This window comes from Marinomonas sp. 63XJN7_7_ISO-PGPR-S23-202 (assembly GCF_056173505.1).
The window spans coordinates 3,184,091-3,207,735 of sequence record NZ_CM149677.1; the positions used below are offsets into that span (position 1 = coordinate 3,184,091).

At 43.2% G+C, this 23,645-nt stretch carries 21 protein-coding genes; 7 read left to right on the forward strand and 14 right to left on the reverse strand.

Translation table 11 applies throughout. The annotated features are described in order from the left end of the window. The 6 genes from AC0VYG_RS14765 to AC0VYG_RS14790 form a co-directional block, all read right to left on the reverse strand. Positions 1 to 1,575: a TolC family protein gene (locus tag AC0VYG_RS14765; RefSeq protein WP_475428724.1), complete on the reverse strand. Its 1,575-nt coding sequence runs from the start codon at positions 1,573 to 1,575 to the stop codon at positions 1 to 3. Between the two features lie 367 nt (positions 1,576 to 1,942). After that, positions 1,943 to 2,551 carry a phage tail protein gene (locus AC0VYG_RS14770; protein WP_475428725.1) on the reverse strand — a complete coding sequence of 203 codons (609 nt, stop codon included), beginning with the start codon at positions 2,549 to 2,551 and terminating at the stop codon, positions 1,943 to 1,945. A gap of 76 nt (positions 2,552 to 2,627) precedes the next feature. Continuing rightward, positions 2,628 to 3,209 carry a phage tail protein gene (locus AC0VYG_RS14775; protein ID WP_475428726.1) on the reverse strand — a complete coding sequence of 194 codons (582 nt, stop codon included), beginning with the start codon at positions 3,207 to 3,209 and terminating at the stop codon, positions 2,628 to 2,630. Between the two features lie 43 nt (positions 3,210 to 3,252). Then, positions 3,253 to 4,200, reverse strand: coding sequence for a methionyl-tRNA formyltransferase (locus AC0VYG_RS14780; protein ID WP_475428727.1), 948 nt, complete (start codon positions 4,198 to 4,200; stop codon positions 3,253 to 3,255). Continuing rightward, positions 4,193 to 5,497, reverse strand: a complete 1,305-nt coding sequence (locus AC0VYG_RS14785) for an SAM-dependent methyltransferase (RefSeq protein ID WP_475428728.1) — start codon at positions 5,495 to 5,497, stop codon at positions 4,193 to 4,195. Before AC0VYG_RS14785 ends, AC0VYG_RS14780 begins: the two co-directional genes overlap by 8 nt. A gap of 97 nt (positions 5,498 to 5,594) precedes the next feature. Beyond that, on the reverse strand, positions 5,595 to 6,104 hold the full coding sequence (locus tag AC0VYG_RS14790) for a GNAT family N-acetyltransferase (protein ID WP_475428729.1): 510 nt from the start codon (positions 6,102 to 6,104) through the stop codon (positions 5,595 to 5,597). A 387-nt stretch (positions 6,105 to 6,491) separates the two neighbouring features. Between AC0VYG_RS14790 and AC0VYG_RS14795 the strand changes: the two genes are divergently transcribed. Beyond that, positions 6,492 to 7,724, forward strand: coding sequence for a multidrug effflux MFS transporter (locus AC0VYG_RS14795; protein ID WP_475428730.1), 1,233 nt, complete (start codon positions 6,492 to 6,494; stop codon positions 7,722 to 7,724). An 82-nt stretch (positions 7,725 to 7,806) separates the two neighbouring features. Here AC0VYG_RS14795 and AC0VYG_RS14800 read toward each other — a convergent pair whose 3' ends face one another. Next, positions 7,807 to 8,358, reverse strand: coding sequence for a TetR/AcrR family transcriptional regulator (locus AC0VYG_RS14800; RefSeq protein ID WP_475428731.1), 552 nt, complete (start codon positions 8,356 to 8,358; stop codon positions 7,807 to 7,809). Positions 8,359 to 8,534: 176 nt separating this feature from the next. On the opposite strand from AC0VYG_RS14800, the gene trpB reads away from it, so the two are divergent. Both trpB and trpA read left to right on the forward strand, forming a co-directional pair. After that, positions 8,535 to 9,791, forward strand: coding sequence for a tryptophan synthase subunit beta (trpB, locus tag AC0VYG_RS14805; RefSeq protein ID WP_475428732.1), 1,257 nt, complete (start codon positions 8,535 to 8,537; stop codon positions 9,789 to 9,791). A 3-nt stretch (positions 9,792 to 9,794) separates the two neighbouring features. Beyond that, a complete protein-coding gene (trpA, locus tag AC0VYG_RS14810; protein WP_475428733.1) occupies positions 9,795 to 10,583 on the forward strand; it encodes a tryptophan synthase subunit alpha in 789 nt (262 codons plus the stop codon). A gap of 80 nt (positions 10,584 to 10,663) precedes the next feature. Here trpA and AC0VYG_RS14815 read toward each other — a convergent pair whose 3' ends face one another. Further along, on the reverse strand, positions 10,664 to 11,542 hold the full coding sequence (locus tag AC0VYG_RS14815) for a LysR family transcriptional regulator (protein ID WP_475428734.1): 879 nt from the start codon (positions 11,540 to 11,542) through the stop codon (positions 10,664 to 10,666). Between the two features lie 716 nt (positions 11,543 to 12,258). On the opposite strand from AC0VYG_RS14815, the gene AC0VYG_RS14820 reads away from it, so the two are divergent. After that, entirely contained in the window at positions 12,259 to 13,143 is an 885-nt protein-coding gene (locus tag AC0VYG_RS14820) for a HalD/BesD family halogenase (protein WP_475428735.1), read from the forward strand. A gap of 76 nt (positions 13,144 to 13,219) precedes the next feature. Beyond that, a complete protein-coding gene (locus AC0VYG_RS14825; protein ID WP_475428736.1) occupies positions 13,220 to 14,440 on the forward strand; it encodes a M24 family metallopeptidase in 1,221 nt (406 codons plus the stop codon). A gap of 95 nt (positions 14,441 to 14,535) precedes the next feature. Here AC0VYG_RS14825 and AC0VYG_RS14830 read toward each other — a convergent pair whose 3' ends face one another. Then, the gene (locus AC0VYG_RS14830; protein WP_475428737.1) at positions 14,536 to 15,423 is read right to left on the reverse strand and encodes a LysR substrate-binding domain-containing protein; all 888 of its coding nucleotides are present in this window, start codon (positions 15,421 to 15,423) and stop codon (positions 14,536 to 14,538) included. Positions 15,424 to 15,648: 225 nt separating this feature from the next. Then, positions 15,649 to 16,875, reverse strand: a complete 1,227-nt coding sequence (locus AC0VYG_RS14835; protein ID WP_475428738.1) for a cystathionine gamma-synthase family protein — start codon at positions 16,873 to 16,875, stop codon at positions 15,649 to 15,651. Positions 16,876 to 17,117: 242 nt separating this feature from the next. Here AC0VYG_RS14835 and AC0VYG_RS14840 point away from each other — a divergent pair, with 242 nt between their 5' ends. Continuing rightward, on the forward strand, positions 17,118 to 18,029 hold the full coding sequence (locus tag AC0VYG_RS14840) for a homocysteine S-methyltransferase family protein (RefSeq protein ID WP_475428739.1): 912 nt from the start codon (positions 17,118 to 17,120) through the stop codon (positions 18,027 to 18,029). 5 nt (positions 18,030 to 18,034) lie between these two features. Here AC0VYG_RS14840 and AC0VYG_RS14845 read toward each other — a convergent pair whose 3' ends face one another. Next, positions 18,035 to 18,961: a LysR family transcriptional regulator gene (locus AC0VYG_RS14845; RefSeq protein ID WP_475428740.1), complete on the reverse strand. Its 927-nt coding sequence runs from the start codon at positions 18,959 to 18,961 to the stop codon at positions 18,035 to 18,037. A gap of 97 nt (positions 18,962 to 19,058) precedes the next feature. Here AC0VYG_RS14845 and AC0VYG_RS14850 point away from each other — a divergent pair, with 97 nt between their 5' ends. Next, a complete protein-coding gene (locus AC0VYG_RS14850) occupies positions 19,059 to 19,997 on the forward strand; it encodes a DMT family transporter (RefSeq protein ID WP_475428741.1) in 939 nt (312 codons plus the stop codon). A gap of 114 nt (positions 19,998 to 20,111) precedes the next feature. Here the strand turns inward: AC0VYG_RS14850 and AC0VYG_RS14855 are convergent, their stop codons facing one another. Genes AC0VYG_RS14855 through AC0VYG_RS14865 form a run of 3 tightly spaced genes read right to left on the reverse strand, consistent with a single transcriptional unit; the run spans position 20,112 to position 23,227 of the window. Further along, positions 20,112 to 21,821: an ArnT family glycosyltransferase gene (locus tag AC0VYG_RS14855; protein ID WP_475428742.1), complete on the reverse strand. Its 1,710-nt coding sequence runs from the start codon at positions 21,819 to 21,821 to the stop codon at positions 20,112 to 20,114. Next, positions 21,818 to 22,486, reverse strand: a complete 669-nt coding sequence (locus AC0VYG_RS14860; protein ID WP_475428743.1) for a TVP38/TMEM64 family protein — start codon at positions 22,484 to 22,486, stop codon at positions 21,818 to 21,820. The genes AC0VYG_RS14855 and AC0VYG_RS14860 overlap by 4 nt, the downstream gene beginning before the upstream one ends. A gap of 3 nt (positions 22,487 to 22,489) precedes the next feature. Beyond that, positions 22,490 to 23,227, reverse strand: coding sequence for a glycosyltransferase family 2 protein (locus AC0VYG_RS14865; RefSeq protein ID WP_475428744.1), 738 nt, complete (start codon positions 23,225 to 23,227; stop codon positions 22,490 to 22,492). Between the last annotated feature and the right edge of the window lie 418 nt (positions 23,228 to 23,645).

Sequence of the window (23,645 nt, forward strand, 5' to 3'; positions counted from 1 at the left end):
TTATGATTCCACTTTATTCTTTGCCATAAGCGCTGACTGCATGGCTTCTTTGCTCACCACTTGAATATCCCCTTGCTGCCATTTCGCTTGCAACGTTTTAAAAGCGTTTGATAGCTCGGCTAAATTCATATTGCCAAATCCTGCTGGCAACGGATCTAATCCCATGGAGACTAAAATTTTGCCGTAGTCATTTTGTAGGTCTGCGTAAGCGACGTCGCGGCGTAACTCCGCTAATACCGCATTCAACTCTTCACGAATGACCGTTAAATCGCCAATACTCTGTGCAGACCGGCTAGATTCCACTTGTTTTTTAATACGTTGTGCCACATCAAAATACTGCTGTGCTAGCTGGTAGCTATCACCCGCTTCTTGGTATTGGATATCGGCAATATGAACTTGCGAGATCACCGCCATGGACGTCGCTAAGGCTTGCTGCTTACTCGCTGCTATTTTCAATTTATTTAGCTTCTCAATTTTTCCGTAACGGAAAACGTTCATTAGGTTCCAGTTCACCCCTACCCCTGCAGACGTCCAGTTATTGTTACGCAAGTAATCCGAATCGTTATAATTAACTGCCGTACTGAGGTTCAAGCTAGGAAACAACGAAAGGAAAGCGGAATGCACCTCCTGCTGAGTAATACGCTCTTGGTATTGCGCTTCACGCAGCTCTGGACGTAACACAAGTGCGGTACGCTCCATAGTATTCATATCAATATTGAGCTTAGGTGTCGTGAAATTCGGATTATTTACATCCGCTAATTGAAAATCGGTCGATGGGTTGAGTCCCATTAAGGTGGCTAATTCCGCTTTCGCTGGCATTAAGTCTTTACGGATATCTTGAAGTGTTCGCAAGGTTTCCAATAAAGATCGCTGATAAGTCAACGCTTCCATTGGTGATTGAGCACGCAGTTTTTCCAGTCGGTTTGAATCCGATAAAGCCATGCGAGCCTTGACAATTAAAGGATTAATTTTAGACAACAAACGCTCAGCGGATACTGCCCGGTAATAAGCACTACGCGCTTGCTCCATGATATTATGCACCACTTTGCGCTCACGCTCTTTGGCAATCAGAAACCGATCCGCTTGCTGTTTAGCACGGTAATAAGACAGCCCAAAGTCTAAAATATCCCATGTTGCGCCGATGCTCGCATTGACCGTACTTTTATCTGATGACACCGAGTAACTGGGGTTGCTGCCAAGCGCTGCTGGCTGGTCACCAACAAACGACACCGACGCTGAGGCAGCATAATTATTGCGATAGCTATAACCTGCAGCCGCCGCCAGCTTAGGCAACATATCAAATTTATCTACGGACAGTTGTCCCTCGGACACTACCGCTTCAAAGGCTTTTAGTTGAGCATCTCGGTTGTATTTGATCGTTCTTGCAAAGGCTTCGTTTAAGTCAATCGGGCCTGTAATAGGCGCCACCTCTTTCGCTAATATATCCGCATTTTCCGCTGCATTAGCCATCACTTCTTGGTTAGAAAGTTGCTTTGGTACCACCGAACACCCTGCTACAGCCAAAGATACAAACACAGCCAATGTGGTACGACCCAACGTTAATCGAGAGGACATAAAAACTCCTTAGAAGAGAATAAAACCAGAAATTGAAAAGCACATTTATGAAGAGGAAGAGCACATGTAATAGACATAGGATTTTTAACCTTCCCTTGTTAAAACTAAGCAATCCTTTTCTGAATCCTAATAAAGGACGAATACAGAATGTAATCTGCACACAATATACATAAAATTCTTTTTTCTTGCCAACTATTTATCCTTATCCTAAATGACTTTACACTCAAACACATTGATAGCAGTCAAAAATAATTACATCTAAAAACGAGGGGATTTTTGTACGCAATTCAATAATACAAAGAAGGGCTTTCCGAAATCTGCCAAAAAAAACAGGTTCATTTCAAAAAACGAACCTGTTTCGCAAAAATCATGAGCGAGGTGGATAAATTCCTTGCATTGACAGACAATAGTTCAACACTAATACTGGCTGCATCAGTGAAAATGCTTGGCTTCCACCAGTCGCCTGAACTGTCACAACACCTTGTGAACCGTTACCACTAACACCACCTAGGGCCACAGTTCCACTACCAGCATCTGCACGGTACAAAGCTGGCCCAGCACCTCTCCCAACCTTGGTGCTGGCTAAATAACTCCCCGCTGCGGGTGTATCAGAAGTTGCCGCATCAGTTGATACCTCCACCGAGGCGCCTCCTCCCCCCGCCGAGGTAAACTCTGCACTGTGAGTATGATAAGCAAGCTCATCTACACTCAATTGATGGATTTCTGCCCCCGCATATTCTCCTTGTCGCCAGTCATAATAACTACCCGGATGTCGCCCTTGCGAGATCGCACTACGACCACGTAAATCAGGCAAGGCGAAGGTTGTGCGGCCATCACCGCCATAAAAAGTTCCCAGTAAAGAAAATAATGTTGAATTCGTAGCAATTGGCAATAATGCCCCCTCACACCGATACCAACCTCTAGGATTAAAACTAAAACCAAATAATCGAATCTCACCAATAAATGGGTCTGCCATAATAAATTCCTCTTAACTGTGTCCATTTTTTCAGTCGTAATCGTTATGCATGACGATAAATTGTTTCGCGCAAATATTAAGATCGGGAAGGAAACAAGCCCTCCTTTGCCATGCAGTAGTTCAGCACAAGCACTGTTTGCATAATACCGAATTGCTTCCCCGCTCCAACCGTGTCGACGGCGACACTAGCCGCCCCGCCCTCGCCGTAAACGCCACCTAAAGGCACGGTACCTGACCCTGCATCCGCTCTGTATATGGCAATGTCTGCCTGAGCAAGAAAGTCACCATCACTTGCCACATCTGATGTAGCAATATCCGTGGAAACCTGCAATTCCATCCCTGATGGAGTAAAAGCCGCTAGATGACTATGCTTTGGTAACTCAGCAGAGGACATAGTATGGACTTCTTCGCCATAGAATTCCCCGATCTTCCAATCATATCTACTGCCTGGATGCTCACCCTGACTGATCGCCATTCTCCCCCTCAGATCGGGCACCCCGAAAGTAGAACGACCATCTCCTCCATAATACGTTCCAATCAATGCAAATAGTGCCTGAAAATCCACAACCGCTAACATCGCACCATTGCATGCCGTCCAATTGTCTGGAGCATAGTTAAAACCGTAAATGTCCACCTCTCCTATAAATGGCTCTTCCATTTTTTTCTCCTCATTCAACTCATTACCAGTTTATGTCCTATGGTCAAACAAACACCATTCCCGCTGAAATACCAAATCGTTCTGTAAAGCTCATGGCACCAAATACTCCATCAATATTGGACAAAATATCCAGTCGAATCGCTCCATCTAGGGTTGTCACAATAACCCCCTCAGGCTCCCCCACATGACACAAAGTGCCGGGGCTCACTCCATAAGTCGGGTGCTTCACTTCGGTCGCTTGCAACAAATTCAGTGATGTATTACCCAGCGTTACCACACAACCCACTAAAGTAGGATTACCCGCACGAGCCAACGCGGCAATCTGTGACGCCGTCATTGTTGCCCAATCGACATGCAAATCTTTTTCTTTTACTAACGGCGCTTGCAGGCCTTGCTGTTGCGATTTAACCAAGGGTATTTGCCCATTATGCTCAACCAACTTATTCATAAAGGATTGCACCAGTTTAGGTGCATAATGCGCCAACTTGTTTTCAAGACTCTGCAAGGTATCAAGCTCTTCAATGGCGATGGGCAAAGATAAGGCAATATCTCCCTGCTCGCTGGCAATGGCTTTGATTAATGTGAGATGAGTACAACGACGGCCATCACGAATTTGCCAATAACTTGGCATTGGGCCGTAATAATCGTCAGGGGCAGCCCCCAACATATAATACAAACCATAGGTCGTAGCTTGACTAAAGCTGTTTTTCAAACTAGGTGCAAAGCCAAAACTAATCGCCAGATCCGCATGCCAATCTAGCAATTGAGCCACAACAACTGCTTCGCTCTGCTCGCCCATCTTGCAATAAGGTATCTCACACTGTTGCAACTGCGCCTGTAATTGACCACTAAAGGCATCTAGTCGTTCAGGCAAAAGTACACCTGCAAGACGATGCTCCTGTAACAACATAGCAATCGTTGGCACTGCCATAGGGCTTGCTGCCAATACAACCACTTTTGTTACCTCATGAACAGGCTTTGACTTAACCATTATTTATGGCTCCTTGAGCCCAAGTCGCCATAAAACCAGGAAGCCCATTTTGGCGGTAGTAAAAGCGAATAGCGTCTCCACTTTCCAGCAATAAATCACCTGGCCTTTCATCTCTGGGTTTGAAATTGATACAAACATGCTGGTCAGGCAAGGGGTGAGTAATGCCAGAATCATATTCACCAATGAATTCATCTGCAAAGACTTGAATTTGCGTAAGAATCAACAGGGTTTGTTCATCATTGCGGTTTAATAACAACGGAATATCAACCTTACCACATTCAATTAGTGTGGTATTTTCATCTAACACATGCTCTTTAAGGTTCAATAGAGACTCTTTTGTTACCCTAAATATTTCCCCTAGTATCGTACGTTCAGAGTATATCTGCGTACTCATGTGTTTTTCTGATACGGTTTGAGCGCCCTTCCATTGATCAACATATTCGCGCTGCGCTATATTCAAGGCAGCAGATAGCTTTATTTGTTGTGGAATAAGATACCCATCGGGCTCCAGCATAGTTGCAAAATGACGTGCCAATTTAAAATGGCCTTCCCGACTAAAACCATGCTGCATCGCTTCAAGCACAACTAGGTCAATCTTTTTATCACCAGGATCATATTCAAGTGCATCCATACAATTAACTTGGTAAATATAATCTTGAATACCCATTGCATCGATCAACGCCTGCAAAGATTGCACTGCACCAGGCTGAACATCCACTAAGGTTATTTCAAGCTGTGTTGATAGCAACTTGCCAGCAGACTTGTAATAGGCAATCAGGGGCATAAGCAATGGCGCAAATGGACCACAGGCAGGATATACGATATGCACTGATGCTTGACGCCTGTTCAACAAGTCACTGATCGCTAAATCAATGCCTCGAAGAAACGATCGTACCCTTAAATCATCCAATTGAGTGGTAATGCAATTGTCCGGAGACATGATCAATCCGCAATGGGAAATATACTGACGTTTTCTAAGTTGGGCCGGAATATTTGCCTGATCATATATCGCTTTTTGCTGATAATAGAGTTGGCTTAATTTCTGGTGTAATTGAGTACGATTAAGCCCTTCAGGGGATAAAACTTCCTCTACAGCATCAACCACCGAGGACAATAAGGAAGCCGTCTCATTAGAAGAGTCTTGTTCTGTGCTTTTGTTGATTTTTGTCACCGCAGCAGGGTTAAGTTGCGCCCTAAGCAGTTCGTTCAAAACCCCCACTTGCATCACACTGTCTAACGCTTCGCGGCCATCCTGCTCTACCTCATAAACCGCTGAGGTTGAATTTCTAGTTTGCACAATAAAACCTTCCTTATTTTACAAAAAACCAAATGATGTCCATATAACTAAAAATAGACACATCTCATCCAAAAAGCTAACATAATTAACGTATGTGCTAAGGCAAAGCTCTACTTTCAAGACAGTTATTCTGCATATGGTAATAGCCCTCCTTATCTCCTATTTTCTCAAATCCCATATCAACATAAAGTTGATATGCAGGGTTTCTACTGTGTACATATAAAGTCAGCTTAGCTTTTTTAGAGGACACTTTATTTATAAGCTGCGTAATTAAATACCGCCCTATTCCCAGCCCACAATGTTCTGGTAACAAAGTAATATCAATCAAATGCCAATCCTTACTCTTCTCGTTAACAGCCGTATATAAACGCCCAATAGGTTGTCCTTGATACAGTACCAACTGCTTAATGGCTTGAGGGTAGACCTTATCAAAATGTTTCTTTTGAAGAGTGAATTGCTTTTTTAAAAAAAACTTCTTATCGGAAAATGACCAAGGAACAGTCGCCATTTCTGCTTCTCTAGACATATAATAGAGATTTTTTATAAAAAGCATATCGGCTTTATTCTCCTTACGCAAAGCTAATAACTGAAAATCCATATCACCCATAGAACAGAAACCTTTAATAGACTTTTCATAAAAAATTAGTATAAAAATAACTAAGTTAAAATTTATTAAAAACAACGAAAGCAGTCAATTACACGCTATTACACAAAACTATTATCGACACACCGCCACATATCCTAGTAAGCTTTTATAATTATATATAATCATTATCCTTTTCATGTTAAGAACATAACTTTTTATGTCATCATAGGCGCAACCCCGCCACTTCCTTTTTTTATACACAAACAATCAAGCCATTGTAATGATACCTGATTATAATACTCGGACTTTTCCATCATAGTGGCGAGAATAAGCCAATGGTTGAGCCGTGCAGCGAATCATCCACGGGTGACACGATAAACACTTTATAGAAGACGATGTTAGATACTTATGAAACACACCCAAGACACAACAAAATCCGGCATGTCTGCAAAAGAGTTTACTGTTTTGGTTGCAGCATTGATGTCCATCGTAGCCATCTCCATTGATGCCCTCCTGCCTGCACTCGGTATGATTGGCAAAGATCTAGCGATTACGGATCCTAACCAACCTCAATACCTAATCAGTATGTTATTTTTGGGCGAGGCCATTGGTTTACTCATCGCTGGTCCTTTTTCCGATGCCTTGGGTCGTAAGCCTATACTCTTTGCTGGGTTTGCCATCTATTTGACAGGCACACTGGTTTGCTACTTCTCCTCCTCCCTTGAAGGGCTGATGTTGGGGCGCCTTTTACAAGGTTTAGGGGTCGCAGGGCCACAAATTGCCGCCATGTCCTTAGTCAGAGATATGTTTAAAGGGGCGCAAATGGCGCGCACCATGTCTTTGGTTATGATGATTTTTGTGCTCGTGCCAGCGATAGCGCCTACTTTAGGGCAAGCGGTGATGCTATTCAGCCACTGGCGCGGCATTTTTGAGATGTATCTTTGTTACGCCTTAATATTACTGGTTTGGGTTAGCTTGCGCTTAAAAGAAACCTTGCCAAGAGAGAAACGCATCACATTAACAGCTCGCAGTTTTTACGATGGCTTTAAGGAAGTACTGACTCATCGAGCCACGGCAAGCTATACCATTTGCATGGGATTATTCTTTGGTGGTTTTATTGGCTACCTAAACTCCTCACAGCAAATTTTCCAAGTACAGTTCCATACAGGCACACTCTTTAGTGTTTACTTTGGTGTCTTAGCTTTAGTACTCGGTGTCTCATCTTTGATTAATTCACGGATTGTTGAGAAACACGGCACTAAGACTATCGCCTTCCGAGCCATTGTGACGGTTGTTCTTGCCTCTATAGTCTTTCTAGCGCTACATGCTTTTGTCGACATTACACTGTGGATGTTTATGGCCTATGCTGTTGTCTTTTTCTTTTGCTTTGGATTACTGTTCGGCAACATCAACGCTCTGGCAATGGAGCCTATGGGACATGTGGCAGGGATTGCATCAGCCGTGATTGGCTCTTTGTCATCAATTATGTCGATGTTGATAGGCACACTGATCGGGCAACTTTATAACAATACCTTAATTCCGATTACGGTTGGCTTTATTATCGTGGGAACGCTAGCACTAGGCATTATATTGTGGGCTGAAAAAGGACAAGATGCATCGATAGAGGTCGCCCCGACCTAGTAGGCTTCACTAGAAAGATCATCAAGAAAGCGAAAATCAGAGTAAAAACGTGACCAAATCCTCCCTAATTGGCCACGTTTTTTTATAGAATCCAGCTCAAATGCGCTTTTAGCGCATCATCTGTCACCAATTTTTGATTCATCAAAGAGGGCATTAATAGCGCCTCTTTTGTGATGGCTTTCAGCGCAAACAAGCGTTCATTAGAGACCGAAAAACTGGCCAGCCAATCCAATAACACCATTTCTAACACTAACTCTAAATTAGCAAACAAGGACACCGTTGAGGCCTCCATTTTATGTTGCTCTCCTAGCAGAATGCGATAAGCAGCTAAACGCTCTGGCAACGCTATCCATTGGCGCCAAAGGGCGATCCAGCCTGTAATCATATCTTGACTGGTTTCCTCTATGGTAGAGAGCACAGACATCATTTCAGCTTTAGTTTGTTCTGTTAACGTTTCTAACACCGTCTCCCACAATATTAATTTGGTTGGAAAGTTACTGTATACCGTTGGTTTAGAAACATTGGCTTCTATCACCACTTGATCAATACTCGTGCCTTGATAGCCTTGCTGAGTGAACAATTGACAAGCAGCCTCCACAATAACGCTCTTTTTTGTTGGTCTACCTCGAGCCATTTAATTTCTCCTAAATTACTCAGCACATTAGTCTAAAGCATTGATTAAACGATGCTTTCAAAAAATTGCAATCCTTTCTAGCAAATAATCGCTAAAAAAGGCACTTGACGTCAGTCTACGCAACCATTAAATTAACTAAACGGTATAGTTAAATAATTAATTTGGAGCACGCCACAATGCAAAGCAATAATGGTTTCTATGGTGAGTTCGGTGGAAGTTACATTCCAGAGATTCTCTACGCCAGTCAGCAACAAATCCTTCATGCATTTGAAGAGATCAAAACCGATCCTGAATTTATCGCTGAACTAAAAGAGACTTGGCAGAACTACTCTGGTCGCCCCACGCCATTAACCTTTTGCAAAAACTTAACAGAGCATTTTGGTGGCGCCCAGATTTACTTAAAGCGCGAAGACTTAAACCAAAGTGGCGCGCACAAAATGAACAACGTCATTGGCCAAGCCTTGCTGGTTAAACGTATGGGCAAAAAGCGCGTGATTGCCGAAACTGGCGCTGGACAACACGGTGTTGCAACGGCGCTAATTGCTGCGCGCTTAGGCCTCGAATGCACCATTTATATGGGTGCCAAAGACGTGAAACGCCAATATCCTAATGTGTTTTGGATGAAACAACTTGGCGCCACCGTCGTGCCCGTCGCGGAAGGTTCGCAAACCCTTCGTGATGCCTTGGACGAAGCTCTTCGCGACTGGTCTTCCAGCCATGAAGACAGCCACTACTTGATTGGTACTACCTGTGGCTGTGCTCCTTTCCCTGAGATGGTAGCCTTCTTCCAGTCTGTTATCGGCGAAGAAGTAAAAGAACAGAGCAAAGCGCAGTTTGGGCAATATCCAGATCGTCTTTACGCATGTGTCGGCGGTGGCTCTAATGCTTGTGGACTTTTCCTTCCTTTCTTGGAAGAAGAGAACGTTGAAATGATTGGCGTTGAAGCGGGCGGTAAAGGGCTAGAGTTGGGGCAACACTCCATTCGCCTTTCTAACGGATTAGGTGAAAAAGGCATTGCACAAGGTTTTGCCACCATGTTCTTACAGGACAAGAATGGTCAGTTGCAAGACACTCATTCAATTGCCGCAGGCTTAGATTATGTGGGCGTGTCACCCATCATTGCGCATCTAGCACAAATTGGCCGTATTCAAATGACTTATGCCATGGACGATGAAGTGATCGATGCTTGTTCTTTACTACTGAAAAAAGAAGGCATCATCCCGGCACTGGAGTCCTCACACGCTTTGGCTGGCGCATTCAAAGACGCGGCGAACTTGCCAAAAGAGTCTCGCATTGTGATCAACCTATCGGGACGTGGCGATAAAGATATCTTTAACGTGGCAAAAGCCATGAACGATCAAACCTTCCCTGAGTTTTTGGAAGATTATCTAGCCGATTACAAAGAACATTTGAATAACGACGAGGAGGCCTAAATCATGAGTCAGTTAGCGAATTATATCACCCAAAAACGCCAGCAGAAGCCGATTTTATCCATGACTCATGTGGTGTATGGCTATCCGACGGTTCAAGAAAGCCTATCTTGGATGACACGTCTCTTAGAAGAAGGCGTTGATTTTATTGAAGTACAGTTCCCTTTCTCTGACCCCGTGGCAGACGGCCCCAGTATTGTCGAAGCTTGCCATGTGGCGTTAGAGCAAGACCTAGATGTGGACACCTTCTTAAATGATATGGGCAAACTCAGCCGGGACTTTCCAGACAGTCGTATCGTACTGATGAGTTATTTAAACCCAATGTATCGTTATGGTTTGCAAAAACTGGCTAAGCGTGCCGCTGAGATTAATATACTGGGCTTGATCCTGCCCGATCTACCGGTCGAAGCATCCGCCGATTACGTTGCCGCTTGTAAAGAAAACCAAGTCGACCCAATTTGGCTAGTAACACCTGTGACACCAAAAGCGCGCCTAGAAATGTTAGCCAGCCAGGCATCTGGCTTCCTTTACTGTGTGGCGCGATCTGGCGTAACCGGACATTCAAGCCATGAAGCTAAAAGTAAACAAACGGCAATGGATGAGTATCTAGCCCATATCAAAGCCCACGCCAGCGCTCCAATGGGCGTTGGATTTGGTCTTCGTGAACGTAGCCACATCGAGGCTTTGCTTGGCAAAGCGGACATTGCTATTTTAGGCTCCGCTCTTCTAGACGCCTACAACCAAGGTGGACAAGAAGCTGGCATTAAGCTGATAAAAGACTTGTTTCAAAATTAGAAGCAAGTGTTTGAAATACCAAAAGCGTGCCTCTATTACCTTCCACGAGGGGGCGCGCTTTTGTACTCTCAACCACTTGTCTATTTAATCTCAGCGATCGTTTGTAATGCGCTGATAACCTCTCTTATTTCAGGTCGACTCTCTACTGATTGATGATAAATGATGTACCAAGTACAAGGGGCTGAGTACGCTGTTGTTTTTAGGGTTGTGATATTGTCGAAAGGTGAATTTTTGGCAGCCCAAGCCGATAGAAAGGTTACATATTGTTGATTCATGGATAGAATTTTTAATATTAATGAAACAGAGTCTGCCTCTCTGATGGTGTTAGGGCTGCAATTATTGGGTCTGAAAATTGTATCGAATTCCATATCAGGTTGATGCGTTCGACTGTAGGTAAGGTATGGGTATTGGGCAATTTTTTCGATACTGAAATGTTTGGCGGTATTCAGCGGATGCTTATGATTCAGCGTCAGTAACAACTCATCGTCAAAGATTTTTTCGCAATGGAAGTCCTTCGTATTGACCGGAGTCGTATCAATAATAAAATCCACTTCTCTCTCGAAAAGCGCATTCACAAGATTGGATGTGTTGTACCGGTTAATATCCAACTTATTAAAAGAGGCCTCTGGAAGGTATTGTAAGATGGTATCAAAGGTATCGTAGGCACTAACGCCCCATCTGATATAGCTATCTGATCGCCCTAACATTACCGCTTCTGTTTCTACTTTGCGGACAAAAGGTAGTAACAACTTACCTGCTTTTAACAGCCTCTCACCTGAGGGCAAAAGCACTAACTTACGCCCTCTTTTATCATAAATATTTACCGTTAATCGCTTCTCTATTTCTTGTAAACGATAGCTCGCTGCTGGCTGAGTCAATCCAAGCGCTGAAGCTGCGTCTTTTAACGAGCTGTGTTCATCAATCGCACATATCAGCTCATAGTGTTTCATATCTAGCATAGGAAATCTCACTAAAATGATGGAAATAAAACAGTGCACCAGACCTTTTTATGAAGCTTATTTCTAGCATGTAGCACTCTTTTTCACCCATAAATAACCTTTATAAGACAATATATAATCTAATAACGACATAAAAATCAAAAATTTCTCATAAGAAAATCCTACATAAAAAATATTAATAAAACCATAAATTAATGAAATAAAATGCTTTTTTCTAAAACCTATAAAGAAAAATAGTTTTATATATAAAAAAATAATGACTTACTCGATCACAACTTTATTTTTTTTCTCTTTAATTATTCTTTAGGGTAATAGAACACAAAAAAATAGAAGAGATGATCGAGATGAATAGAAATCTAAGAATTAGGCCCTATACCTTTTACCCCTCACTTACTATTTTAGGAACGCTGAGCTACTTAGCACTTTTTGACAATGCAAACTTTCTAGCAATAACGTCTCTGATACATCATTGGTTGTTAGATAACTTTGGCTGGATGTACCTCCTCTCCGCGTTTTCATTAGTCATCACGTGTTTTGTGGCTTCTTGGGAATGATTATTGCGGTGTGCGCTCAAATATTCTTATTACGTTTGTGCTTCTCCAAGTCGATGAAAAACAAAAAAACAGTTAAATATCTTCACAACGTTTCCACTAACAGCATATGAAGAATATACCATTTTCAAACAGCATCCATTTGAAATTAAAGGACTTTTCATTATGAAATCTACAAACAATCAAGATCAAAATACACGCTCTGAATTAGACAGCCTTGTTCAGATGATTAATATGTCTGACTACCCTCTAAATGACAAAGATTCGGCGGCCTATAAACAGGCCGTACTTACTTGTCAGCAACAGCTTGAAAATGATGGTTGCGCTCACTTACCCAACTTCATTCGCGAAGATAAAATCGAGTTAATTAGAGAGCAGAGCGAAAATGTCTCCCACTTGGCCCACTTTCACGAAAATAAAGTGACGCCTTATGCCACCGAAGGCAACCCTGAATTAGGCGAAAGCCACCCTGTTAATCGATATCAACAGTTTAGCAATGGCTTTGTTGCGAAAGACCTATTGCCAGAAAACATGATCATTAAACAACTTTATAAGAATACGGTTTTCCAAGCTTTCATTGCTGAGTGTTTGGGGAAAGACAAAATTTATGAATATGCAGACCCCATTGCAGGCTTAGTGATTAATACAATGCCGGAGAATACGTCATTGCCTTGGCACTATGATACGAATGAATTCATTGTCAGTTTGATGACGCGTCGACCAGAAGAAGGTGGCGAATTTCAATATTCTCCTGGGCTGCGTCAACCTGGTAACGAAAACTACGAAGAAGTACAAAACATTCTCGATGGTGATCTGACTAAAGTGAAATCACTTACGCTGAATACAGGTGACCTACAAATGTTTAAAGGCCGCTTCTCTATGCACCGTGTCGCATCATGCAAAGGAACCAGACTATGTGCGCTTTTTGGCTATGCCGAAAGACCAGGAATGATCGGAAAAATCAAACGAACAAAAGACGTGTATGGACGAGTAACTGAGGCTCACATCAAGGCTGAACAAGAAACAAGAGAAGACGGTTTAGCAGGCTAAATTCAGCCTTCTAGGATCAGTCTAAAAACAATTTTTAATACTTTAAACTACTGAAATTCAAAAGGCATGCCTAAAAATGCGCTATTCAACTTTCGATTTTTTCAATCAAGTCATCGACAAAGACTTAGAAGATCGTGTTGCCATGTATCGACTAAATCGACTAAAAGAACAAATTACTCACTTCAAACTTGATGCTGTGGTGTTATTTGAGCCGGTGAATATTCGCTATGCTTGTGGTGTTCGTAACATGCAGGTGTACTCTCAGCGAAACCCTGCTCGTTACTTAATTGTCCCTGCGGAAGGGCCCGTTGCTCTTTTTGAGTATCGCTCATGCGCCCATTTAACAGAAGGTATTGTGACACTGGATGAAGTACACCCAGCCAGCCCTATAATGCCCCTACACAGTGGAGATCACTCTCATCGGCATGTACAAAGCTTCATTACCTCATTAAAAGACATTCTTAGTCGATCGGCTCAACACTTCGGTCGCATTGGTATTGAATCAGCACCAACGGAATTATTAGCCGATACAATGAAAGCGGGATTTGAGGTAATAGACGCTTCTCGTCCTATTGACGTGGCGAAGTCTATCAAAAGCTTAGATGAACTCACCCTTATCGCTCGCTCTGTCACTTTAACCGAGAGAGCGATGTCCGTTCTCGAAGACTACCTTAAACCCGGCATTACAGAAAACGAAGCATGGGCCGTTTTTAACAAAGAAGTACTCGCAACAGGTGGCGAGTATGCAGAAACTCGCTTATTTACCTCTGGTAATCGCACCAACCCATGGTTCCAAGAGTGTTCCGATAAAGTCATGAACGCGGGAGAACTGGTTGCTTTTGATACCGATACGGTTGGTATTTTTGGCTACTACACTGACTTTTCGCGAACGTTCATCATTCCAGGCAAAGAAGCCACACCAACTCAAAAGGCTTTGTATCAGCTATCTAGCGAAGAAATAGAAACCAATATTGCACTCATTAAACCCGGAATGAGTTTTAGAGAATATTCTCAAAAAGCGTGGAAAATCCCTGAAGAATATCAAAAAAACCGTTATCTAGCAGTGGTACATGGCTGCGGAATGACGGGAGAATGGCCAATCATTTCCCACAACATGGATTGGGATGAAGTCGGTTATGACGGCATCATTCAACCTGGTATGACACTCTGTGTTGAATCCTACATTGGCCGTGAATCTGGTGAAGAAGGTGTGAAGTTAGAAGAGCAAGTTCTGGTGACCGAAACCGGCGTTAGAAGAATGTCATCTTATGGATACTCAGATGAACTTTTGCGCTAGATCTACAGTCTCTTGATTAATCATCTTCGTAAAATGATGCCCCAAGCAAGGAAATAACTCGCTTGGGGCAGTTGAGTTTAGTTTTGCGACACCTATCAATAGGGCCGAGCCTGATTACCTAACCAATTAAAGAAAACTGAAGCTTCATGGGAAAGCTTAATACCCGAGCGACACACCAAATAAAACGACTCACTGGCAGGCACTCGTTGATCAAACAATTCAACTAGACGACCATCAGCTAACGCATCTTCGACCATAGAGGAACGCGCTAGACCAACACCTAGTCCAACCTCAGCCATTTTGATGGCGGCAAGCAGTGTATCCAGTTGCATACCTCGCGAAGGATCCACAGAGACTTCATTCACCATAGAAAGCCAATACCCCCAACCTTCTTCATAGCCCATTACGTGAAGCAAGGTTTGCTCCGCTAGATCGGCAATGGACTCAATGGGCTGTTTCTCTATCAGGCTTGGGGAGCACACAGGAAACAAGGTGTCCCAAGTTAAGCGCTGAGACAATAGTCCTGGCCAATGACCATTTCCCCAACGGATTTCCAATTCGTCTTCATCCCCCATATCACGCACCCAAAGATTGCTCAAATATCGCAAATCAATATTAGGATGCATAACCTTAAAATCATTGAGTTTAGGGGCAAGCCAAAGTGTCAAAAAAGACAAGCTACCGCGAATTTTCACCAAAGATCGATCTTCTTTGCTAAATAATTCACTGGTTGCCGCTGCAAGACGTGACACGGAATCCTGTACCACCGGAAGATATGATTGACCTTCCTCGGTCAAGCTCAACCCCCTAGGCAAACGTTTAAACAAGTCCACCCCTAAATGACTTTCTAGCAGGCGAATTTGCTGACTAACCGCTCCTTGAGTTAGATTCAATTCTTGGGCGGCACGAGTAAAATTTAAACTTCGTGCCGATACTTCAAACGTGCGTAGCCAATTCAATGGTGGTAAGGTTTTGCGACTCATAAGAGGACTCTTTAAGGTTCAAGACCGTATCGAAATACGTTTTCTATTAGGTTACCTCACCCCAAATGGGTTGCAAGAAAAAGTCGGCAACACGGATCAACAGGGCCATTGCTGCGAGACTTGATAATATACCGACTAGTGCTATCTCTGCTGGCGCTATCTCTGTTAATAATCCCTGCTAACGCTTCATCACTTGCCCTCCCCACTTTTGACCAGAGGTTATTGTTACCACGTTTGAGTCAAGCTAGTTTGAGTCGCCTCAAAGGCTTGTTTAAGGTCGCTAATAAGATCCTCGGTTTCTTCTATGCCAACCGAAATACGCACCAAACCTTCTGATATTCCCAACGCCAAGCGCTCTTCTAAGGTATTTTCTACATGACTTGTGGTGCGAGCGGGGCCGTAAATAGTCTCAACCGCCCCAAGATTTCCCGCACAATGGGCGTATTGCAGCTTAGGTAACAAGACTTTCACTGTCTCCATACCGCCTTTTAGAACAAAACTCACAATGGCACCAAAGCCCCGCATTTGCTGCTGGGCAATGGCGTGGTTCGGGTGTGTTGCCAACCCGGGATAATTCACACTTTCCACTAATGGTTGAGTCAGTAGAAATTCGGCTAACACTCCTGCACTGTGCTGTTGTTGACGAAAACGCAGCGCCAAGGTTTTTATGCCACGAATGATCAAATACGCCGCAAACGGGTCGAGTGCTGCGCCATTGATCTCACGATAATGACGCACCTGATCCATTAAGCTTTTTGCACCACAGGCAATCCCCCCCATTACATCACCATGACCGCTCAAATACTTCGTGGCACTGTGCAACACCACATCAACCCCCATAGATAATGGGTTTTGATTAATTGGTGTAGCGAAGGTGTTATCGGCAACAACCAGGGCACCAGCTTTTTTCGCTGCGTTTACTAAACGCTGGATATCTAAAATTTTTAGCGTGGGATTGGTAGGCGTTTCTAGATATAAAAGATCACACCCTAAGCCAATTTGACGCTCGATTTCATCATGATCCAGGGTATCGCACAGCACAACCTCAACTCCCATTCGAGGTAGAAACTCTTCAAATATTTTGTTGGTACCACCATAGCTGTCTTTTGTCGACACCACACGTTGCCCTTGGCATAAGAAGGTATAGAGCACACTGCTGATCACCCCCATCCCACTGCTAAAAGCGACCGCCGCCTCCGCCTTTTCAAGAACACATAATTTCGCTTCCAACACTTCCACCGTTGGGTTGCTCATGCGGCCATAAATGTGTCCTGGTTGGCGGCCTAACGCCACGTCATACCATTCATCAATGTCGCTGTACGCATGAGCGGCACTGGCCACAATCGGCGTCTGTGTTGCTCTATATGGGTGACCCAATTCTTCTCCACCCCAAACGGTTAAGGTTGCAAGTTGTGCTTGATGTAACGCCTTATCTTGTCCACTTTGTTTCATATGTTGCCTTTATCGCTAGAGAGTCATTTTTTATTAAGACCCAATATAGCCAAAAGAACACCACTCTAGAATCGATGCAATTATGGTCTAAGACCCTATTTTTTTAATTGATGGTGTCATTTATTTCTCACTTTAAGATGTTTTAATAAAATTGACAGCGATTTTGTAATGGATAGTATTCACTCAAACATGAAGTATGGCTAGAATACCCCCCATCAAAAATATGACTTGGATTAAAGACGATGCAGACTACAACCATTTTAGATGGCGGTATGAGCCGCGAATTGGAACGCCATGGTGCCCCTTTTAAGCAACCCGAATGGTCCGCCTTAGCAATGATTGAAACACCAGAGATTGTTAAAACAGTTCATAAAGCCTTTATTGAAGCTGGATCCCAAGTCATCACAACCAACAGCTACGCCCTGGTGCCTTTTCATATTGGTGAAGAGCGTTTTCAGCAAAAAGGTAGCGAGCTGGTAACACGAAGCGCTCTTATGGCGAAAGAGGCAGTCAAAGAAAGTGAAAAAGACGCGAAGGTAGCGGGATCTATTCCACCTATTTTTGGCTCCTACCGAGCCGATCTTTATCAAGCCGACCAGATTGAAGCGCTAGCAAGCCCCATCATCAGCGCCCTAGCGCCTCACATTGATATTTGGCTAAACGAGACACAAAGTTTGCTGGCAGAGTCTCTGGCCATTAAGGCGTTAGTAGATAAAATAGACCTTCAGAACAAGCCATATTGGGTATCCTTCACCTTGGAAGATTCTGAAGCATGCGAGCAACCTCGCCTACGTTCCGGAGAAACCGTTGTTGAAGCGGTTAACACCATGATGGCACAAAAGGTTGATGCGATTCTCTTTAATTGCTGCCAACCAGAAGTTATTTCAGAAGCCATTCGAATTGCCAGCAAACTCATTCAATCAGCCGATCACCCCATTCAAATCGGTGCATACGCTAACGCCTTTGCCCCTCAACCTAAAAATGCTACGGCAAACGAAGGACTTGATGAAGTTCGTAAAGATTTAACACCTGACAGTTACTTAACATGGGCAAAAGAGTGGCAAGATTTGGGGGCAGATTTAATCGGGGGATGCTGTGGCATAGGCACAGAACATATCAAGGTACTTGCAGAGTCCCTAACTGAACTCTCATAGCATCTTTAGTTGCCTATATTGGACGTGGCAAAACGGTTGGCAATAAAATCAAGAAATACACGCATTTTATTTGGCATAAAGCGCATGGCATTAAATTGCATATAAATGCCCCCCTGAAATTCACTGTGTACTTGCCAATTGGGCAACACTTCAATCACTTCGCCCTTCTTTAGAGCGGATTGCACAACAAATTCGGGAAAGATACCAATGCCTAAACCACGTTTTACCCCCGCTAAGCGCATCTCAGAGTGATTATTGATATAACGACCGTCCACCGTAATAGAAACTTTTCTATCACCCTGACTCAAAACCCATTGATTGTCGCCGTCAAAAAGCCCTAACGGTAAGCAATCATGCTCTACCAATTGTTCAGGAGATTCCGGCAAGCCGCGCACTTTAAGATAGCCAGGGCTGGCGCACAATACAGAACGTATGGTGCCAACTTGCTTACTAACAAGATGCTCATAAGGCTGTTCTGCGACTCGAAATACAATATCCACCTCATGATAAGCTGGATCAAGTCGTAAATCAGTGACTTGAACATGCAACGAAATATACGGATAGCATTCGGTAAACGCCAATAAAAAAGGCTCTAATACTTGCCGTGCAAAGGCTTTGGGCGCAGCAATGCGTAATCGCCCCTTCGCTTCATTAGCATTCTGCTCCGAGGCCAGCACGGCTTCTTTGGCACTGTCGAGCATATTTCGACATTGTTCATAGACAGCAAGCCCGACCAAGGTCGTGGTTTGCCTCCGGGTGGTACGTTCAATAAGTACCGATGACAATGCCGTTTCCATTCGGGACACCTGACGACTGACCCCTGAAGGGGTAATACCAAGCTTTTCAGCTGCTTTAGTAAAGCTTCCCGTTTCCACAACCGCAACAAACGCTGCCATATCTGGCAGTAAGCTAATGAGTCTATTTATGTCCATGAGTCATAAGTATTGTGATTATTTGGCTAATTATCTTTCATATAAACACAAGTTAGCATGCTTTATCGAATCACTCACCCTTTTATAGAGAAAAAGCATGTCATCACAAACGTTAACTAACTCATCCGTTTTTTCAAAACTTCCTATGGCTGAATTATCGCTTCTATTAACCGCCTTCTTTTGGGGAACCAGTTATGGCATCACAAAAGACGCCTTAGTCTATACTGGCGTGCTCGCATTTATTGTGATCCGCTTTGGCGTCACCTCGATCTTACTCGCCCCTATTTTTATCAAGGAGTTACGTACAGGGTTAGCAAAAGATTGGCAATTCGCCCTACCCACAGGAGGCATTCTACTGTGTATATTCCTAGCGGAAACCTATGGCGTGTTTCATACCAGCGCCTCAAAAGCGGCGTTTTTAATCAGTCTATGCGTGCTCATGACACCATTTGTAGAAGCCATCATCGAGCGAAGGCTACCCAGCGTTAATATTGTCTTATTTGCCCTGCTGTCGTTATTCGGCGTCTTCTTGCTCACCACACCCAACACATCCCAAGAAGCACTTATTTTTCATTCTTTTGATGTACTTTCTTTAGAGCTTAATAAGGGAGACTGTTTTATTCTACTTGCCGCGTTTTTACGTGCCTGCATGGTAGTCGCCACCAAGACGCTCTTAAAAGGGAAAAACCTATCTGCCCTCAGTACAACAAGCATCCAAGCCAATGTGGTTACCCTAGGGGCTTTATTGATTTTTGTTAGCGAAGGCCATCCGATAGAACAGCTATTTCCAGCTCATCTGGCTTTTTGGTTAGCCGCCTTTTATCTCGCGTTGTGCTGCACCTTTTTTGCCTTGTTTGCGCAAAACTTTGGCGTGAGACATACCTCACCATCACGGGTTGCATTGCTCACTGGGTCAGAACCAGCCTTTGGCGCTTTATTTGCCTACTACTGGTTAGGTGAGTCGTTGGGGGGGATACAAATGTTAGGGGCTGTTTGTATTTTAGCGGCGACAATCATGGCGACTCTAAGAAAATAAATACCGTTTAAGCAAAAAAAAGTCCCAGCAAGACTTTCATCATACTGGGACTTTTTCATTTTGTTTGCCATTGGATAAGGTCAAATCATTGGCAATAGATCACTCAAAAAGCCCTTAATAAAGTGTTTTCATCGGCAAATAATAGCGTTTTATCGTCTTAGGCCTTGGACAGGTTGGCGTCATTGCTTTTTCGCTCAATAAGACCCAATCCTTACCGTACGCTCGACCTAAGTCTTTCGCTTTGCTTAAATCAAAACATTGAATATTTTTGTCTCTTGCCGTCATCACATAACGATCGGCCTTCTCACTCATCCATAGCCAAGCATTCCTATCTTGCTCTTGGGTGCTCGCTAAATAACTAAATTGAGTAAGCGGTATCGGTGAGAAGAGCAAGAACTGTTCTTTAAAGCGCGTCATACCAAGCTGACCATTAGGACCGATATCATGGGCAACCGTAGCCATAATGCCTTTCGCATGGATTCTGATCGGGTTAAATAACACGTATCCTGCCGTACTGTACAATATCCAAGTAATCGCAAACGCTGCCCAATAAGCACTCAGGTCGACTTTATTACGCTTCCACAACAAAATAATAAACCAGCATAAGGATGCCGCTAAAAACAGCATACCAAATGGGAGAGTATGATCTCCCACTTGCTTAGTCACCACATGAGACTTAGTAAAGCACATCACTGCTGCAACCATAAAAAGCGAACCAAGCAGCACAAAACCCACTTGCAAAACACGCTTAAACCAAGTTTGTAATCCAGTCTTAGTAAAATGGACTCCCACGACTAAGGCCATCACAGGCAGCGCTGGCAAAATATATAAATTACGCTTACCGGGACTGATACTGAAGAAAACAATCACCAGAACAACCCATAACAGCATACTGAAGACAATAGGAGAAACCTTCACCTCACGCCAAAAAGACTTAGTAAATAAAAAAGTATAGAGCGGAAACCAAAGCATAGGAATCACATCGACTAAAAAGTAATACCAAGGATGAATATGGCCCCAAGAGTCTGCATAGCGCTGACCTGTCTGTTTAAATAAAATATTATCGCGATAGGCAATAAAATCAGGGTTATGACTGTGACTTGTCATATACAACATGGGCAATAACCATGCTGAAACGACCAATATCATCATAAATGGCCCGAATAATAACGACCAATTTATCTGCGTTTTTTCGAAGCGATGTTTACCAGTGAAGTGTAAAAACAACACAGGAACAAGAAAGAATACCGGTAAAAAACCAACGCCTTTGGTGATGATGCCGAGCCCCATAAAGGCCCAGCTTGTTAGATACCATTTTAAACTGGCTTGATAAAAAAAGTGCCGTAACAGGCCATACATGGCAATCATAATCCAACAAGCAACGGTGGCATCAATCTGAGCAGACTTTGATTGAATAATGAATTGCGGTGTAATTAGCAACAGCAAACAAGCATTGCGGGCGGTCCTAACATTCCAAAGTTTCGCCGCAATATCAAAAACACAAAATAAAGAAACCAAACTCGCCAACGCATCTGGAATCAAGAACGTTGCTTTCAAGCTCCCAGTCAACCAATACAAAAATGCCAGCAACCACATAAAAACAGGCGGCTTATCAGGATACAACTCTCCGCCTCGCATGGGAAAAAACCAATGGCCAGAGTTCACCATTTCCTTTGCCACTTCCACAAACCGAGGCTCATCGGCTGGCCAGGGATCACGTAACCCGATTCCAGCTAAAATAACCACGGCAGCCACTAAAAATAACAACCAAAAGGTTCGCTTATAATCATAATCCGTGTTATGAATCGAGTGATTCGGCATCATATGTTACTTTCCACATTCAGTTTTGAGAGTTTATGTTTCAAATGATCTCTGTAAATTAAGCCTGTTAATACAAAACTTAATAAGGACAATCCAACACTAAGATAAATCATGCTGTGATTGGCGGCGTTAATACCACCACCAACCAGAGTAAACACCAATGTTTGCGGAAAATACCCCAACAAACTAGCCCCTAAAAACGCCGGCAATGGTACACCAACACTGCCAGATAGTAGATTGGTGACCAGATTACTGCCAACAGGCAACAAGCGAAGTGTTAGAATTTTCATGAAAGGAGCACGGCTCGCAAATTGATTAAACTTATGCATGCGAAGGGGGAAACGGCGTGCAAGCATGTGGGCGAAAACCATTCTGGCCGCTAAATAATTTCCTAAAGCCGCAAACAGACAAACACCGATAGCAACCGCACTACCTACCGTTACCCCATAGAGGTAACCAAACATAAAAGCGACGGCTTGCCTTGGACCACCTAAACCAACAAACAGTATCGCCGCAATCGCCACTAGGGCATAACCAGTCCAACCATGATGCTGTAAATACTGAGACAGCCAGTTTTTATCGGATAAATGGTCCAAGATGGGGTTAAGGCCTCCAGTCAATAACAAAGCCACTAGCAGAGCGACAAGTACCCACTTTAGCCATTTCATGGATTAGTCCTGATTTGAAAAGGTCTTAGCAATAACAGGGTGTTTGGCACGTTTATTCAACCAAATAACCCCCATAATATCGACAATCCCAACCCAAGCACGGTTCCATGCGTTGTAGTTAGAAACCCCTGCATTACGATCCCGATGGTTCACTTGACACACCACCACTTCACCGTCTATCCGTTTAATCAAGGCAGGCAGGAAACGATGCATATGATCAAAGTAAGGCAACATTAGAAACGTCTTCTTAGGGAATAACTTAAGCCCGCAACCTGAATCTGGTACACCATCATTGAGCAATTTTTGGCGAATGTTATTAGCAACTCGTGATTGAAAGCGAACCCAAGCCGTATCTAAACGCTTTTTGCGGTAGCCCGCTACACAGAAGTGCTCGCTGTTTAATTGAGCCGCTTGATGAATAAGTTTTGGATAGTCACTTGGATCATTTTGACCATCCGCATCGGAAGTGATAATCCATTCGCCTTTTGCGTGTTTGACCGCTGATAATACGGCTGTACTCTGGCCGCAACTTCTGGCGTGATAAATCACTTGTAAGTGACAGCCAATCTCTTTCGCGGTATCAATAGCAACCTGTGCGGTGTTATCGTCACTACCATCATCCGTTAGTACAATTTCAAACGGATACTCTGTGGAGAGGCTTGCATATATTTCTCTAATCAATAATCCGATATTCCCCTGCTCATTTTTAGCGGGCAATACAACGGACAAAAACGGTACCATACCAACCTCATCATTCAGTCTTAATGAGCCTAGGGGCTCGCACAAAATCCCTAAAGCTATACTTATTAATATAAAAACTGGCTAATGATCCCATGAATACAATGAAAAAGCACAAAGCCTGGCAGAAGATCAAATATTTTCCTTAATCTATGGCTTCTCACAAATAGGAACGTTCTGTTTTAACCTAATAAAAAACTAAAAATTTACTTTTTAATTACATACTGTTTGCATATTGAGCATTATATAAAATCACCATCCAACTTAACAAACTATGCACAAACAAGATCAAAAAAACCTTTGACGAGATATGATATTTTTTTATTTTAAACATAACCAAATTTAATATATCTGAAAAATATAAATGATTATTACAGATCAAAAACATGTCTAAAAAATGATTATAACAAAAGATAATACT